Origin of the sequence: Ensifer sp. Root558 (assembly GCF_001427045.1) — a bacterium.
In the GTDB taxonomy this organism is placed as follows: domain Bacteria; phylum Pseudomonadota; class Alphaproteobacteria; order Rhizobiales; family Rhizobiaceae; genus Ensifer; species Ensifer adhaerens.
This window is the reverse complement of sequence record NZ_LMGC01000022.1, coordinates 1-14,637: the sequence shown is the minus strand read 5'-3', so window position 1 is coordinate 14,637 and position 14,637 is coordinate 1. Positions and strand designations below refer to the sequence as shown.

Annotated in this window: 13 protein-coding genes and 1 pseudogene; 2 read left to right on the top strand and 12 right to left on the bottom strand. The window is 62.7% G+C overall.

Translation table 11 applies throughout. From position 1 onward, the window contains the following. Nucleotides 1-34: 34 nt before the first annotated feature. A complete protein-coding gene (locus tag ASD63_RS19685; RefSeq protein ID WP_034801861.1) occupies nucleotides 35-667 on the bottom strand; it encodes an XRE family transcriptional regulator in 633 nt (210 codons plus the stop codon). 176 nt (nucleotides 668-843) lie between these two features. Beyond that, nucleotides 844-2,301 (bottom strand): M81 family metallopeptidase, encoded by a 1,458-nt coding sequence (locus ASD63_RS19680; RefSeq protein ID WP_060529782.1) that lies wholly within the window; start codon nucleotides 2,299-2,301, stop codon nucleotides 844-846. Between the two features lie 111 nt (nucleotides 2,302-2,412). Here ASD63_RS19680 and ASD63_RS19675 point away from each other — a divergent pair, with 111 nt between their 5' ends. Together ASD63_RS19675 and ASD63_RS19670 are read left to right on the top strand one after the other, a co-directional pair. Further along, complete coding sequence (locus ASD63_RS19675) at nucleotides 2,413-3,237, top strand: M55 family metallopeptidase (protein ID WP_060529781.1); 825 nt, start codon at nucleotides 2,413-2,415, stop codon at nucleotides 3,235-3,237. A gap of 24 nt (nucleotides 3,238-3,261) precedes the next feature. Then, nucleotides 3,262-4,500 carry an FAD-dependent oxidoreductase gene (locus ASD63_RS19670; protein WP_060529780.1) on the top strand — a complete coding sequence of 413 codons (1,239 nt, stop codon included), beginning with the start codon at nucleotides 3,262-3,264 and terminating at the stop codon, nucleotides 4,498-4,500. An 18-nt stretch (nucleotides 4,501-4,518) separates the two neighbouring features. Here the strand turns inward: ASD63_RS19670 and ASD63_RS19665 are convergent, their stop codons facing one another. The 10 genes and pseudogenes from ASD63_RS19665 to tdh all read right to left on the bottom strand — a co-directional run. Continuing rightward, nucleotides 4,519-5,865: an MATE family efflux transporter gene (locus ASD63_RS19665; protein ID WP_060529779.1), complete on the bottom strand. Its 1,347-nt coding sequence runs from the start codon at nucleotides 5,863-5,865 to the stop codon at nucleotides 4,519-4,521. After that, nucleotides 5,866-6,444, bottom strand: a complete 579-nt coding sequence (locus ASD63_RS19660; protein ID WP_060529778.1) for a peroxidase-related enzyme — start codon at nucleotides 6,442-6,444, stop codon at nucleotides 5,866-5,868. Between the two features lies 1 nt (nucleotide 6,445). Continuing rightward, a complete protein-coding gene (locus tag ASD63_RS19655) occupies nucleotides 6,446-6,952 on the bottom strand; it encodes a hypothetical protein (RefSeq protein WP_034801836.1) in 507 nt (168 codons plus the stop codon). A 31-nt stretch (nucleotides 6,953-6,983) separates the two neighbouring features. Continuing rightward, the gene (locus tag ASD63_RS19650) at nucleotides 6,984-8,453 is read right to left on the bottom strand and encodes an NAD(P)/FAD-dependent oxidoreductase (protein WP_060529777.1); all 1,470 of its coding nucleotides are present in this window, start codon (nucleotides 8,451-8,453) and stop codon (nucleotides 6,984-6,986) included. A 13-nt stretch (nucleotides 8,454-8,466) separates the two neighbouring features. After that, nucleotides 8,467-9,537, bottom strand: a complete 1,071-nt coding sequence (locus ASD63_RS19645; RefSeq protein ID WP_060529776.1) for an ABC transporter ATP-binding protein — start codon at nucleotides 9,535-9,537, stop codon at nucleotides 8,467-8,469. 5 nt (nucleotides 9,538-9,542) lie between these two features. After that, nucleotides 9,543-10,334 (bottom strand): ABC transporter permease, encoded by a 792-nt coding sequence (locus tag ASD63_RS19640; protein WP_034801842.1) that lies wholly within the window; start codon nucleotides 10,332-10,334, stop codon nucleotides 9,543-9,545. A 10-nt stretch (nucleotides 10,335-10,344) separates the two neighbouring features. Next, complete coding sequence (locus ASD63_RS19635) at nucleotides 10,345-11,325, bottom strand: ABC transporter permease (RefSeq protein ID WP_060529775.1); 981 nt, start codon at nucleotides 11,323-11,325, stop codon at nucleotides 10,345-10,347. 78 nt (nucleotides 11,326-11,403) lie between these two features. Continuing rightward, nucleotides 11,404-12,504 (bottom strand): extracellular solute-binding protein, encoded by a 1,101-nt coding sequence (locus tag ASD63_RS19630; RefSeq protein WP_051659598.1) that lies wholly within the window; start codon nucleotides 12,502-12,504, stop codon nucleotides 11,404-11,406. A 62-nt stretch (nucleotides 12,505-12,566) separates the two neighbouring features. After that, the gene (locus ASD63_RS19625) at nucleotides 12,567-13,562 is read right to left on the bottom strand and encodes a LysR family transcriptional regulator (RefSeq protein ID WP_060529774.1); all 996 of its coding nucleotides are present in this window, start codon (nucleotides 13,560-13,562) and stop codon (nucleotides 12,567-12,569) included. 128 nt (nucleotides 13,563-13,690) lie between these two features. Beyond that, nucleotides 13,691-14,637, bottom strand: a pseudogene (gene tdh / locus ASD63_RS19620) (L-threonine 3-dehydrogenase); the annotation flags it as partial.

Sequence of the window (14,637 nt, the reverse complement as noted above, 5' to 3'; positions counted from 1 at the left end):
ATTTTTTCTTATCGTATTTGTTTTTTAGTTTCGATCAGCTTTTGAGCTTGATCGTCTGCGCGTTTGCCAGCGTGGAGACCAATTCGGTTTCCGGGGTCGAGCAAACGCATAAGATCTGCGCCGGCTCCTCGCTGACGCTCAAATAGGCGTGTCCCATCATGGCGTCGAAGTAGCAGGAATCACCCTTCTTCAGCCGAAGGGGCGCGTAGATCTCGGTGTGAAGTTCCAATTCGCCGTCGAGGACGTAGAAAAACTCCTCGCCCTTGTGGCGGATGAGCGGTCCGAATTCCTCGAGCGTGCGCGCCCGTGCCATCGCCAGGATCGGGACCATCGACTTCTTGGAAATCTCCGTGCAAACATAGAGATAGTCGTAGTTCTGCGTGACGATCTCCCGCCCGTCGCCGGATTTGGTATAGGTGCGCCGCCCCATCATGTTGGGCACGTCTTCGGCGCCCGTCATCGTCCCGAAAAGCTCGACGATGTCGACCTTCAGGCCCTGGGCAAGCTGGATCAAGCGGTCGTAGGTGAGCTGCATCTGGTTGTTCTCGACCTTGGAAAGGGTCGAGACCGCAAGCCCGGTCATGGAGCTGACTTCGGCCAAGGTCCAGCGGTTGCGATTGCGAATATCCTTGAGGATCTCGCCAAGGCTGGATTTCGCGTCGGTCATCGTTGGCGTCTCCATTTGCCTGCCGCCATCGAAGTGCTCGCCGGTTCTCGCCCGCCCGCAACACAGAATCCGATTGGCATGATAGGAAAACCATTTCCTATAATACGTGGCCGAAAGCAACATCGTGTTGACGGCAATCCCTGCCCCACAACCACTTGCAGCGTTTCGAAGCCCGCCTAATCCGCAAACGGGTTGGCGACCCTTGGCCAATAGGGGCGCTTCAGCTTGGTGAAAGCCAGATCCTCGAAAGTCGGCTGCAAGGCGCCTGGCGCACTGACGTAAAGAATGTCACGCGCGATCGGTTCGAAGCCGGCACGGAAGTGGTTGCTGGATTTCACCACGACGATTTTCTTCTGCGCCGGGTCAAGCCCCAATGCCGTCATGCATTCCGGATGGAAGGTCTGGGTGCGAACGGTGTTGAGCACGATGTCGATGCTGCCGGCAGAAACCCACACGGCATCGCCGATGGCAAGCGGCGTCGGCCCGAAGCGCTGGGTGATGCCGGACGCGACGCGCCTGACCGTCACCGTCAGGTCGAGCGGGTCGCCGGATGCAGGCCCGACCTTTCCGCCGATCCTCAGTGCCAAAGTGGCCCCTTCCCCCGCCTCGCGGCACATGCGAACCGCAATCGGATCCCAATAGAGGCAGGAGGCCACGTCTTCGATGCCGCGCTCGATGATACGACGCAGCATGAAGGTCGAGTCTCCAGGCGCGCCTCCGCCGGCATTGTCCGAAACATCGGCAAGCACGATCGGACCGCTTGTCGCGGCAACGGCCCGGTCCAGCGCCGCGTCGATCCCGAGATAGTCTCCCCGCATCTGTTCACGCGCCTCGAATATCTCGCGAGCGAAGGACCGGGCGACACGCACGGCTTTTTCCGGATCGTTGTCGGTCACAACAAGCATCTTGGCACCGACATCCTCGACATCGCCCCAGGGGAAGCCGTGACCGAAGGAGACCGAGAGCACACCGTCCTGCCCTTCCATCGCCTTCATGCGGTCAACGATGCCACGCAAGGGCGCGCGATGCGGGTGGAAGGTGTTGATCATGCGGCAATCATGCATGCCCATGGCCGGCTTCACATCGCCCGCAAGTGTGCGCTCCACCAGCCGGAACAGTTGTTCCGCAACCTCTTCGATGTCGGTGTGCGGATATTCCTTGTAGGTGGCGATCATGGTCGCATTGGCCAGCATGCGTTCGGTGATATGGCAGTGCAGGTCGAGTTCGGCTGCGACCGGCACATCCGGCCCGACCACCTGCCGGACATGCGCAAGCAGATCGCCTTCGACATCGTCGTAGCCGTCGGCCACACAGGCTCCGTGCAGAGCAAGCATCACGGCGTCAACGGGCATCGCGGCCTTGAGATCGTCGAGAATGGTGGCGCGGAAACTCTCATAGACCGCTCGCGTCGTCCTGCCGCCGGGCTCGGCCACGGCGCACAAGCTCTCCACCACATCCCAGCCTTTTTCTTGCGCGGCATTGCGCCAGACGAACATTTGCGAAGAGCAGCAGTTGAGCGGCTTGCCGGTGGCATCGCCATAGGCGATCAGGTTCTCTCGGAAGGCCTCGATGCCGGTCTGCATGGGCGAAAAGGTGTTGGTCTCCGTATCCAGCCCCGCGATGAAAAGTTTCATTTTCGTCCCTCGCCATTCAAGAAATATATTTTCTAATCATAAAACTATGTTTATCGTCGGAAAGTCAAATGCATTATCCGCGCCCTTGCGCGGCTGACCGGGGAGGCAGGAATGCGCATCTATATTTCCGCTGACATCGAAGGGATCGTCGGGGTCGTGAGCCGCGACCAGCTGATGCCCGAAGGTTTCGAGTACGAGAACGCGCGGCGCTGGATGACGGACACCGTGGTTCACGCCTGCGAGGCTGCGCACGAGGAAGGCGTCGAGGAGGTCATCCTCAGCGATTCCCATGGAAATGGCGAGAGCATCCTGATCGACCGCCTGCCGGACTATGTGCAGGTCGTGCGCAGCTGGCCGCGGCCGCTGATGATGATGCAGGGCGTCGAACTCGGTTCCTTCGTCGGCGCGATGCTTCTCGGCTACCATGCCGGCGCAAGCCACAAGGGCGGCGTGCTGTCGCACACGATCGGCGGCACCGCCTTTGCCGAAGTGCGCATCAACGGCACCGTCATGCCGGAGGCCGGGATCAACGCCGCCATTGCCGGACATTTTGGCGTACCGGTGCTGCTCGCATCCGGTGACAACGTTGCCCTCGACGAAATCAAGGAGCGGATCGGCGACATCGTGACGGTGCCGGTCAAGCAAGTCTACAGCACGCAATCGGCGATCACATTGACGCCCGCCGTCGCCCATCGCCGCATCCGCGAGGGCGTCAAGAAGGCATTGTCGAGGGCCGGTTCGGCAAAGCCGTTCAAGTTGGAGAACCCCGTCCTTGAGATCGTCTTCCGCAACCGCCTTCCGGCCGAATATCTTTCCTATCTCAAGGGCGTCGAACGCACCGACGGGTACACGATCCGCTACCCGGGCGACGACATGGTCGACGTCTCGCGTTTCATCCAATTCGTGGTCGGCTACAATTCCCGCCTCACCTTCTGACGAGCATTTCCGCGGAACCAATCCATGACCACCTCTATCGTCCTCGGCGCCGGCATGGTCGGCGTCTCCACAGCGCTAGCTTTGCAGGAAACCGGGCACCAGGTGGTGCTTATCGACCGCAAGGCACCGGGCCGGGAAACCAGCTACGGCAATGCCGGCATCATCCAGACCGAGGCCGTCGAACCCTATGCTTTTCCTCGCTCGCTTGCCGAGATCGTCAGGGTCGGATTGAAGCGCGGCAACGATACGGACTGGCGGCTCGGCGACATGCCGCGGCTGGCCGGACCGCTCTGGCGCTATTTCACGCAATCGGCGCCGGCGACTTATGCGAGAACCGTCGCGGCCTACTCGAAGCTGGCGCTGCGGGCGAGCGACGATCATGCGCGCTTCATCGAACCCGCCAATGCCGGCGACCTGATCGTTCGCGAGGGCTGGCGCGCGGTCTACCGTTCGCCAGGAAAGCTCGATGCGGCTGTCGCGACCGCCGAGCGTCTGAAACGGGAATACGGCGTGCCGTCGGACGTGCTTACCTCCGACGAGCTTGCGGCAAGCGAGCCTGCGCTCAAAAGCCGGCTGGCGGGCGCAGTCCATTGGACCTCACCCTGGACCTGCCGTGATCCGGGCGACCTGGTCTCGCGCTACGCCGCGCTCTTCGTCGCCCGCGGCGGCAAGGTCGCCCAGGGCGATGCCATGTCCCTGCAGCAGACCGGCGCGGGCTGGCGGGTCCTGTCGGAGGGTGGCAATCTCACGGCTGAAAACGCGGTCGTCGCCCTGGGGCCGTGGTCGCCGATGCTTTTGGCGCGGTTTGGCTATCGTGTCCCCATGGTGTTCAAGCGCGGCTACCACTGGCACTTTGGCGGCAAGGAAGGCCCACGCATTTCGATGCTGGACATCGACAGCTCCGCCTTGATCGCCCCGATGAACGCGGGGTGGCGGGTTTTGACCGGCGCGCACCTGGCGCCGCTCGGCACCGCCCCGGCATCCCGACAGATACGACACGCTGTCAGCGCCGCACGAACGCTTTTTGCACTCCGCGACCCCATCGAAGCAGCGCCATGGTCGGGTACCCGTCCCTGCATGCCCGATATGCTTCCCGTCGTCGGGCCCAGTCGTCACAAGGGCCTGTGGTTCCATTTCGGCCATGGGCACCAGGGCTTCACCCTGGGGCCGACGACAGCACTTCTCCTGGCCGAGCAGGTTGCCGGGAATCGCAACAATCCGCTGGCCCTGCCCCTGTTGCCGTCGACCCGAGACTGGGCATAGCCGAACGTCGGGGCCCGGTCATTGGCGCACGGTCGAAAATGTGCGGTCGGCCAGCCGCGGCAGCATGAGCCGGAAGGCGACGCTGCGGGCGCTTTGGAACAGGATCAGCGCGATCCACAGTCCGTCATTGCCGAAGACCGGCTGCAGGATCGCCCAGGCGGCAAAGTAGATCACCAGCGAGGCGACCATCAGATTTCGCATCTGCCGCGACCAGGTGGCGCCGATATAGACGCCATCCATCTGGAAGGCGACGATACCGAAGATCGGAAGGGCGGCGACATAGGGCAGGTACGCGTGTGCAAGTGCTGACACGCTTTCCGACGGGGCGGTGATGCCGATCACCCAATCGCCGGCCACGAAGAGACAGAGCGCGACAAGCCCGGCAAAGACGAAGCCCCATACCGTGGTCAATCCAACGGCGCGATCGAACGCCGGCCGGTAGCGCGCGCCGACGGCTCGTCCGGCCAGTTGCTCCGCTGCCGTTGCCACCCCGTCGAGAAAGGCGACGCCGAAGAAATAGAAGCGCAGCAGGATCGTATTGGCCGCAAGGACTTCGATGCCGAGCATGCCGCTTTGGCGGGTGAAGAAGGAAAGCCCGATCAGAAGCGCGAAGGAGCGGATCATCATGTCGCCGTTGACCGAAAAGGCGCGGCGGAACGCCGTCAGATCCGGCAGGTTCCACGCGCTCCGGTCGGTCTTTGCCCAGATGAGGTAGAGCCCCGCCAGTGCCGTGACGGCTTCGGCAACGAGAGAGGCGGCAGCAACGCCCGCCACGCCCCAGCCGAGACCGAGGACCCAGTGTACGCTCAAGCCGGCGTTCAGCGCATTGAGCAAGGTTTGCAGGATCATGCCCCAGAGCGCATCGCCACGCCCGATGATCCAGCCGAAAACCACGAAATTGAAGAGGACGAAGGGCGCCGACCAGACCCGCCAGGCGAAATAGGTGGCGGCCGCTTCGGCGACCTTGCCTTCCGCGCCCATGGCGGCAAGGCCAAGCGCGCCGATCGGCTTTTGAAGCAAAAGCAGTGCCAGCCCCGCCACGATCGCGATGATGAGGCCGCTTGCGAGCATGCGCTGCTCTTCACGCCGGTCACCGGCGCCGAGCGCCTGGGCCGTAAAACCCGTGGTCGCGCCGCGCAGGAAGTTGAAGGTGACGAAGATGACGTCGAAGATGACGGTCGAAAGCGCCACGCCGCCGATCAGGGTCTCGTCGCGCAACTGGCCGATGACGCCGGTTGCGACGAGCCCGACAAGCGGGCTCGACAGATAGGCGATCATCATCGGCAACGCGATGCGAAGCACGTCGCGATGCGCGATGTCGAAGGGACGGACCGTGACCGCAGCGTGATCGGAAGCGTGTTTCACTCAATCCAGCCGGTGTGGTTCGCCGAGCGTATGCATCAGCCGATTGGCCCAGCCGAAGATTGCAACCGCGTGGATAAGGTCGAGGATCTGCAGGTCGTCGAGGCCGATCTCGCGCAGATGGTAGAACTGGTAGGCGCCGACATTGTCGGGATGCGCCGTCAGGTCGACGCCGAAATTGAACAGCGCCTGCTCGAATTCCGGCAGGTTCGCGTCAAGGCCGCTGCCATAGATCTCGTCCACCACCTCCGGCCGCTTTTCGAGCTGGATGTAGCGCGCCGCATGAACCGAGGCGCAATAGATGCAGCGGTTGACGAAGGATGCGGCAAGCGCGCCGATCTCCCGGCCACCGCGCGACAGCCCGCCCTCGCTATACATGATGTCGTTGAAGAGCGGCGTGCGCTCCTTCAGGGTTTCCGGCTCGTTGGCGAGAACCAGTACATAGTCCGAGATCTTCTTGTTGGACGGCGTGATCTTCAGCGCGTCGAGCTGTTCGGTTGTGGCGGTCTCGACATCGACCGGCTTGACATAGGGCTTCCAGTCGAGCGCTTCGACGGTGAATTCGTGCACAGCTTGCGACATCTCAGTTGTCCCTCAGCATCTTGAGGCCGGCCGTAACCAGCACCTGATAGTTCACGAAGGCGATCAGGCCGGCGAGCGTGACGATGTCCCGGTCGTCGAGACCTGCGGCGGCGAGCTTTTCGATGTTGGTGCGCGTCGCCTCCTTCGGCGAAAGCGTGACGAGATCGACATGGGCGAGGATCGCCTGAAGGCGCGGATCGGCATCTTCGGCACCGTTGCCAGGATCGGCAATCGACGCCAACGCGGAGCCCTCGTCCTCGCGTTCGAGCAGCGCCCGGAAATGCGCGGAGAGCTCCTGCGACTTCCAGAGTGCCGCCATGCGCGCAGCAAGGGCTGCTCGGAGCGCATAGGAGAAGTTGCGCGGATCGGTTGGGCGAAGGGCAGCCTGATAGCTCGTCTGGCTCAACTGCTTCAGCTTCGCCCGCTGTTCGCGCAGCGCCTGCAGGTCGGGAAAGCGATCGAGCCCGAGCACCGTGTCAATTACGTCAGTTGTCGATGGAGAGGTCATTGGTTTTCCTGTCATCTGAAACGCGGGAGGGTCAGGCCGTCTTCTGCGCCGGCGTCGGCGCGTCGGCATCCACCCATTCGGTCCCGTCGAGCTCCGGCTTTTCGTAGGCGATTAGCGCTTCCCAATGGTAGTCGACATCCCGAATGAAGAGCGAAGCCGCGACCCCGCGCGCCAGCCACAGAGCGCCCTCGCTGATGGCGGGGATGTCGCCGCTGACCTTGCCGACGCTGACGGAGGCGCCGTAGTTGAAGCAGTGGATGTCCTTCAGCCAGGGGGCTGTTCCCGGCTCCTTCTCGGTGAAGGAGAAGTCTCCGTTCAGCCAGGGGAAGCGCCCGAGCCCGGGGTTCTCTTCGCCCGGTGGCGGCGCGTAGCGGTCATCCCAGCAGGCGATCTTGTCCTGATAGGGAGCAAGCTCGCTGCGGCTCAGCGGATCGATCGAGAACCCAGTGCCGAGGATGACGAAGTCGGTGCGGAAGATGCGGCCGTTCGTCGTGGTGATAACGACCTCGCTGCCCTCTTCCCTCATCGACCGGATGCCGCAGTCGAAATGGAAGTAGGCGTTCGGGTGCCGGCTGACGCGCAGCGTCGAATTGTGCGGCGCCGGCGTCTGCTGCTTGGCCGCATAATCCATCAGCCGCCAACGCCATTCCGGCGAGATCTCGGCAAAGCCTGCGGTTACACCATAAGAGCCGATACCCATCAGCTTGTTGACCGTCGGCATTTCCTTGCGGCGGGCGAGAAGCCGCACCTCCCCTGCCCCTTGCTCCAGTGCCTCGGCGGCATTGTCGACCGCCGAAGCACCGACACCGATGACGACGACGCGCTTGCCCTTCAGGCGATCGAATTCGATCTCGTCGGCCGAGTGCGCCCAGGACTTGTGCCGCTCCATGCCCTTGACGAAATCCGGAATGGTCGGCTCGCCGAGCCCATCGCGGCCCGTCGCCATCACCAGCTTGCGGGTGATGATCGACGGTTTTGCACCGCCGGCGATTTCAAGTTCCAGCAGTCCATCGGGGCGCGGCACGACGCGGGTGACATGGGTGTCGTTTTCGACCGGAATGTCCATGACATCGCGATACCAGCGCAGGTAATCCATCCACATCGGCCGCGGGATGCGAAACAGCTCCTCCCATTCCGCTTCACCATGAAGCGCCGTGAACCAGGCGCGGAAGCTGAGTGACGCAACGCCCAGTGCCGGGCCGAGGAGGATCTTCGGCGAGCGCAGCGTCTCCATGCGCGCATAGGTGACCCAAGGGCCCTCGAAACCCTTCGGAGCGCGGTCGACGATGCGCAGATTGGCAATGCCGGCACGCGTCAAGGCATGCCAGGCAACGAGCCCGCACATGCCGCCGCCGATCACGATCACATCGCTGACGTCATCGCCCGCCGCAGTCGTCACCGGCTTCGACCAGTTGGCCGGCGGATAGTTGAGGTAGCTCAGGTCCTGTCTTACCCGCGCATTGAGCGCGGCAAGCCGTTGCTGCTTTTGACTGTCGGTCATCCCCGATCTCCCTTCACTTCGCCAGCAGGACGGCATCGCGGTCGCGCCACCCCACCCAGACGTCGTCCCCTTCGATATGCGAAAGCGCCACCGGATCGATCTGCGCCTCGAGCGTGCTGCCGTTGTCGAGCTTGACGGTCAGTGACGTGTGAGCCCCCTTGAAGACGCGCTGATCGATGCGCCCTTTGAGCGACGGCCGGTCTTCCGGCTTGCGCGACAGGCAGAAAACCGCCTCCGGTCGCAGCGCCACGGTGGCATGGTCTCCCGGTATCGGCGAGGTACCGTTCACATCCGCATGCACGATGTTGCCGCGCCACTCGACGGCGGCGATCCCGCCCGCAACCGATGCGACCGTGCCTTCGAGAAAGTTGCTCTGGCCGATAAAGTTCGCAACGAAGCGGCTACGCGGCCGGGCATAGAGTTCGTCCGGCCCGCCCATCTGCTCGATCCTGCCCTTGTTCATCACGACGATGACGTCGGACATGGTGAGCGCTTCCTCCTGGTCGTGGGTGACGAAGATGAAGGTCTTGCCGGTCTTCTTTTGGATCGACTTCAGCTCGATCTGCATCTGCTGGCGCAGCTTCGCGTCGAGCGCCGACAGCGGCTCGTCGAGGAGCAGCACGTTCGGATCCGGAGCCAGCGCCCGCATCAGCGCCACGCGCTGGCGCTGTCCGCCGGAAAGCTGTGCCGGCATGCGTTCGGCGTGATCCTGAAGGGAGACGAGGGCGAGGAGATCGCTGACCCGTCTGTGGATCGCGGCGCTCTCCATGCCCTTCAATTCCAGGCCGAAGGCGATGTTGCGGCCGACCGTCAGATGCGGAAAGAGCGCATAGTCCTGGAAGACGATGTTGACGTTGCGCTTGTTCGGCGGCAGGTGCGAGATCGGCTTGCCCTCGAGGTAGATTTCCCCCGACGTCGGGCTGTCAAAGCCGCCGAGCATGCGCAGCGTCGTCGACTTGCCGCAGCCGGATGGGCCAAGCAGCGTGACGAACTGGCCGGGCGCGATCGCAAGATCGAGATCATCGACGGCGGTGAGCGCCCCATAGGACTTGTTGACGTTCTTGAAATGGACGACAGGCTGCATTTGCGTCAGCTCCTCGATCGGCGGGTGAAATGCTCGGCATAAAGGCCGATGGCGGTGGTGACGACGAGCACGATGGTCGCCATGGCGTTGATTTCCGGCGACATACCGCCTTGCACCTTGGCGAAGATCAGCATGGGCAGGGTTGGCTGGTAGCCGCCGAGGAAGAAGGTGCGGACGAAGTCGTCGATGCTGGTCAGGACGCAGAAGATCATGCCGCCGAAGAGCGCCGGCATCAGATAGGGGATGGTGACGCGCAGGAAGGCGATGAAGGGATCGGCGCCGAGATCGCGCGCCGCATCCACCAGATTGGCCGGCATCGACCGCAGCCGGGTCAGAACCATGATGACGACGAAGGGCACGGCATGAACCGTATGCGCAAGGATGATCGCGAAGGTTCCGGTCGGAATGTCGACGGCGCGGATGAAGATGCGCATCGAGATCGCGTTGATCAGCCCCGGCACGACGGCCGGAAGACAGGCGAGCGCGAAGATCACTGCTTTGCCCCAGATGTTTTCCGCCGAAACGAGAAGTGCGATCCAGACGCCGATGATCGTCGCCGAAACGGTGGTCGCGAGCGCAATGCCGATCGAATAGAGCGAGGCTTCGAGGAACTGCTTGTCCTGGATCACCTTGCCGTACCAGGACAGCGTCCAGTTGCCGATCGGGAAGGCGATGAAGTTCGCATCCTTGAAGCTCATCGCGGTCATCAGCGCCAGCGGCAGCACCAGATAGACGGCAAAGATCCAATAGGAAGCGCCAAGCGCGGTTTTCGGGAGGTCGTTGAAATAGTTTCGCATGGGTCCACCCTCACATCAGCCGGACGGAGCGACCGCCGACGACCCGCATGAAGAGCCCGACGGTCGTCAAGGACACGACAAGCATGATCATCGAGAAGGCAGCACCTTCCGGCCATTTGTCGTTTGAGCCGTGAAACAGCGTCGCGATAACTTCAGGGAAAATCACTGAATTCGGGCCGCCAAGCAGCAGCGGCGCAGCGAAGACACCGACAGCCGTCAGGTAGACGAGGCTGCAGCCCGAGACGATGCCGTCCTTCGATAGCGGCAGGATGACCCGGCGAAACCGCTGCCACGGCCCAGCCCCAAGATCGGCTGCCGCCTGGATCAGCGGCGTCGGGATCTTCTCGATCGCCGAATAGAGCGGCAGGAGCATGTAGAGCGCCAACAGATAGATGACGCCGAAGCTCAGCGAAAAGAAGGTGTAGAGCATCGGGATCGGCCGGTCGATGAAGCCGAATTCCCGCAAGAGCACGTTCAGCGCCCCGCGGTTGGCGAGCAGCATGATGACCGAGAAGGTGCGGATCAGCTCACCGGCCCAGAAGGGGATGAGCAGCAGCAACAGGGCCCGCATCCGGTTCTTCGGCTGCACAATCTTTGCGACGTAGTAGGCCACGGGATAGACGATCACCAGTGTCGAGATCGTGACCACGGCGGCAAAGATCAGGCTGCGGACAAAGGGCAGGAAATAGAGCCGATCGGAGAAGAACAGCGCGTAGTTGGCCAGCGTGTATTCGCTGCTCTTGTCCGGCTGCGGCGGATAGTTGGCAAGAAGGCTGATATTGGCCATCTGCAGGATCGGCCCGATATGCAACATGGCGATCCAGAAAAGCGGCACGCCTGCCAGCACGGCGAGACGCACGCGCCGGCTTTCGACGAGCAGGCCGATCGTATGGCGATAAAGCCCCGAACGTGCCGCCTTGCCGATCCATCCGGCATAGCGCGGCACCGTCGACAAACCGACGGATGGCGGTTGTGTTGTCGTATCCAGCATTGTCTTTGTTCCCGGCTCTGGAAGAGTCCATTTTATGACGGGCGACCGGCCTCAGCCGATCGCCCGGATTTTGATAGGTCAGGCCGACTTGATCTCGGCCGTTGCCTTGTCGATCATCTCGTTCTTCATGTCGCGGTTGACGGAGCTGAAGAACTGGATGCGTTCGACCTGCTCGGGCGGCAGCGACAGCGCGGCACGCTCCTTCTCGTCCAGCACCTTGTCGACGCCGTCGAAGGCCGACGAGAAGCCGGACTGGCGGGTCATCGCAGCACCAATCTCCGGCGACGACAGGATGGCGTCGAGGAAGGTGTAGGCCGCGTCCGCGTTCGGCGCGTTGTTGACGATGTTGAACGAATAGAGGAAGCCGAAGGTCCCTTCCTTCGGCACCGAGATCTCGATCGGATGGCCGTCCATGATGAGCTTGGCGGCCGGACCGGACCAGGCCTGCGCCAGGTAGATGTCCTCGTTGACCAACATCTGCTGCAGCTCGGAGCCGGCATCGTAGTACTTGCGCACCTTGTCCTTGTGCTGGATGAGGAAATCGCGGGCCTGGTTCGTTGCGGCCTGTGCGACTTCGGGCTTGTCGCCATAGGTGACGTAGTCGCCGTCGTTGCCCTGGTAGCGCATGACGATCGAGAGGAAGTCGCTGACGATGTAGGACGTCAGGTTCTTGTTCTCGTCATCGAACATGATCGCCCAGCTGTCGGAAGCCTTGGCGTATTCGGTGTTGCGCACCAGGCCCTCGAAGCCGGCAAGCAGCGGCACGCCGAAGGTCTTGCCGTCGACGGTCAGTTGCGGCGCGCCCTTGTAGGCGGCTGCAAGCTTGCCCCAGTTCTTCAGCCGCGTGGTGTCGAGCGACGAGAGCAGGTTCGATTTCATGAACTGCGACAGGCGATGGCCGGTCACGGTGACAATGTCGGTGGAAGGTGCAGCCCCTTCGGCGGTCAAAAGGTTGTACTGCTTTCCCTGGTCGTCGGTCAGCCGGATTCGCACCTCGATGCCGGTATCCTTCTGGAACTGATCGATGAAGGACTGCGGTACGAACTTGTCATAGGTCGTGATGTTGACGACCTTGCTCTGTGCGAAGGCCGGGCGGATGATCGAAGGCGCTGCGAGCACACCGGCGCCGGCCGCCAACAGCTTCATTGCCGATCGGCGGGTGACATCAAAATTGTTCATCTCGTTCTCCTCATTTTGGCAGGCTCAATTCTCGTGTGGGCGTTCAGAGCTTTTGCTCCCCTTTATTTCGCCGCCGGGTTGTCCGGCAGCGCACCATTGCCGGCGTTCCTGCCGGCAAAGCTCCTTTCGGCGATACGCGCCATCTGCTTGGGATCATGCACTGTCAGATCCGGCATCCGCTCCGAAGCGATCCGCGCTATCCGTTGAATGAGTTCCCGGACGCCGGCCGAGAGCGGGCGCGACCCAGCCGACAGGATCGCCCATAGGAAGGGGATCTGGACATCGAGCGGCCGAACGACGATGGGTGCCGATTGCAGACCGTAGGCGGTCGCCGGCTCGATGATCGCCACGCCAAGGCCGAGCGATGCGACCTGCACGGCGTTATTGGCCGCGTTGGTCGCGATAATGCGATTGGGCCGCACGCCGGCCGCATTGAGCACTTCATCAACGCTATGGCGCAGCCGAAACGGATTGGACATGGTGACCAGCGTGCGCCCGGCCAGATCGGCGATCGAGATCACGTCTTTCGCCGCCAGCGGATCGTGCGGCGCAACCGCGGCGACGCAGCGCCCTTCGAAAAAACCCTGAACGTCCAGGCCGGGCTGATCGGCCGGCAGCGACGTCACGCAGAAATCCGCCGTCCGCGCAAACACCGACTGCACGGCGGCCTCGGCCGGCATGCTGCGCAGATTGATCGTGTGGGGCAGCAGATGCTCCGGCAGTTCGGCAAGCGCGATCGGGATGATGCCGCTGGCAAAGGCCGGCGTTGCGGCGATCTCGATCGGCTCGGGTTCCTTGCCGGCGATTGCCTTGGCGCGATTGCGCAGGTGCCCGATGCCGCTGACAAAACGCTCCGCATCCTCATGGAAGGCAATGCCCTTGTCGGTCGGCGCGATCCTCGGGCCATTCCGCTCGAACAGCGCAAAGCCGAGCGACGTCTCCAGGTCCTGGATCAGGCGCGTCACCTGCGACTGCGAGCGGTCGAGCAGGCGGGCGGCACCGGTGATGCTACCCGTCGACATAACGGCGAGAAAGGCCTCGAGATCGCGTACTTCCATCGGCTATCATGCGCTCCGTGCATGGTGGACGATCAATAGTGCATAAAACGCATTCTTAGTTCTAGTGACAAAAGACAATTTTTCTCGGATGGGGTCGACCGGGCCGGATCGGGCCGGCCCTTGCGGCCCTACCAGTCCATGACGACCTTTCCGGAATTGCCGGAGCGCATGGCTTGAAAGCCGTCGCGGAACTCGTCGATCTTGATGCGGTGGGTGATGACGGGGGCAAGGTCGAGCCCGCCCTGCACGAAGGCGATCATCTTGTACCAGGTCTCGAACATCTCGCGGCCGTAGATGCCCTTGAGGTTGAGCATCTTGAAGATCACCTTGTTCCAGTCGATCTCGAAGCCGGCCGGTGCGATGCCGAGAATGGCGATCTTGCCGCCATTGTTCATCTTGTCGATCATGTCGCGGAAGGCAGCCCGACGTCAAAACCTTCGGTCATGCCGATCGCCTTCATCACGTCGGCAAGGTTTTCCTTCGAGGCATCGACGACATGGTCGATGCCGACGCTTTTCGCGAGCGCCAGCCGCGTCGGGTTGATGTCGGTGATCACCACCTTGCGCGCGCCCGAACGCTTGGCGACCAGCGCCCCCATGATGCCGATCGGCCCGGCGCCGGTCACCAACACGTCCTCGCCGACGAGATCGAAGGAGAGTGCTGTGTGCACCGCATTGCCGAACGGATCGAAGATCGCCGCGATCTCGTCGGGCACATCCTCCGGGATCGGCACGACGTTATACTCCGGCAGGCAGACGAACTCGCCGAACGAGCCCGGCCGGTTGACGCCGACGCCGAGCGTGTTGCGGCACAGATGCCCGCGGCCGGCCCGGCAGTTGCGGCACTTGCCGCAGACGATATGGCCCTCGCCCGAGACCCGCTCGCCGACATGGTACTTGGTGACCGCCGATCCGACCTCGGCGATCTCGCCCATGAACTCATGGCCGACGACCATCGGCACCGGAATGGTTTTTTGCGCCCACTGGTCCCAGTTCCAGATGTGCACGTCGGTGCCGCAGATCGCCGATTTCTTCACCTTGATCAGCACGTCGTTCGGGCCGATCTCCGGCACCGG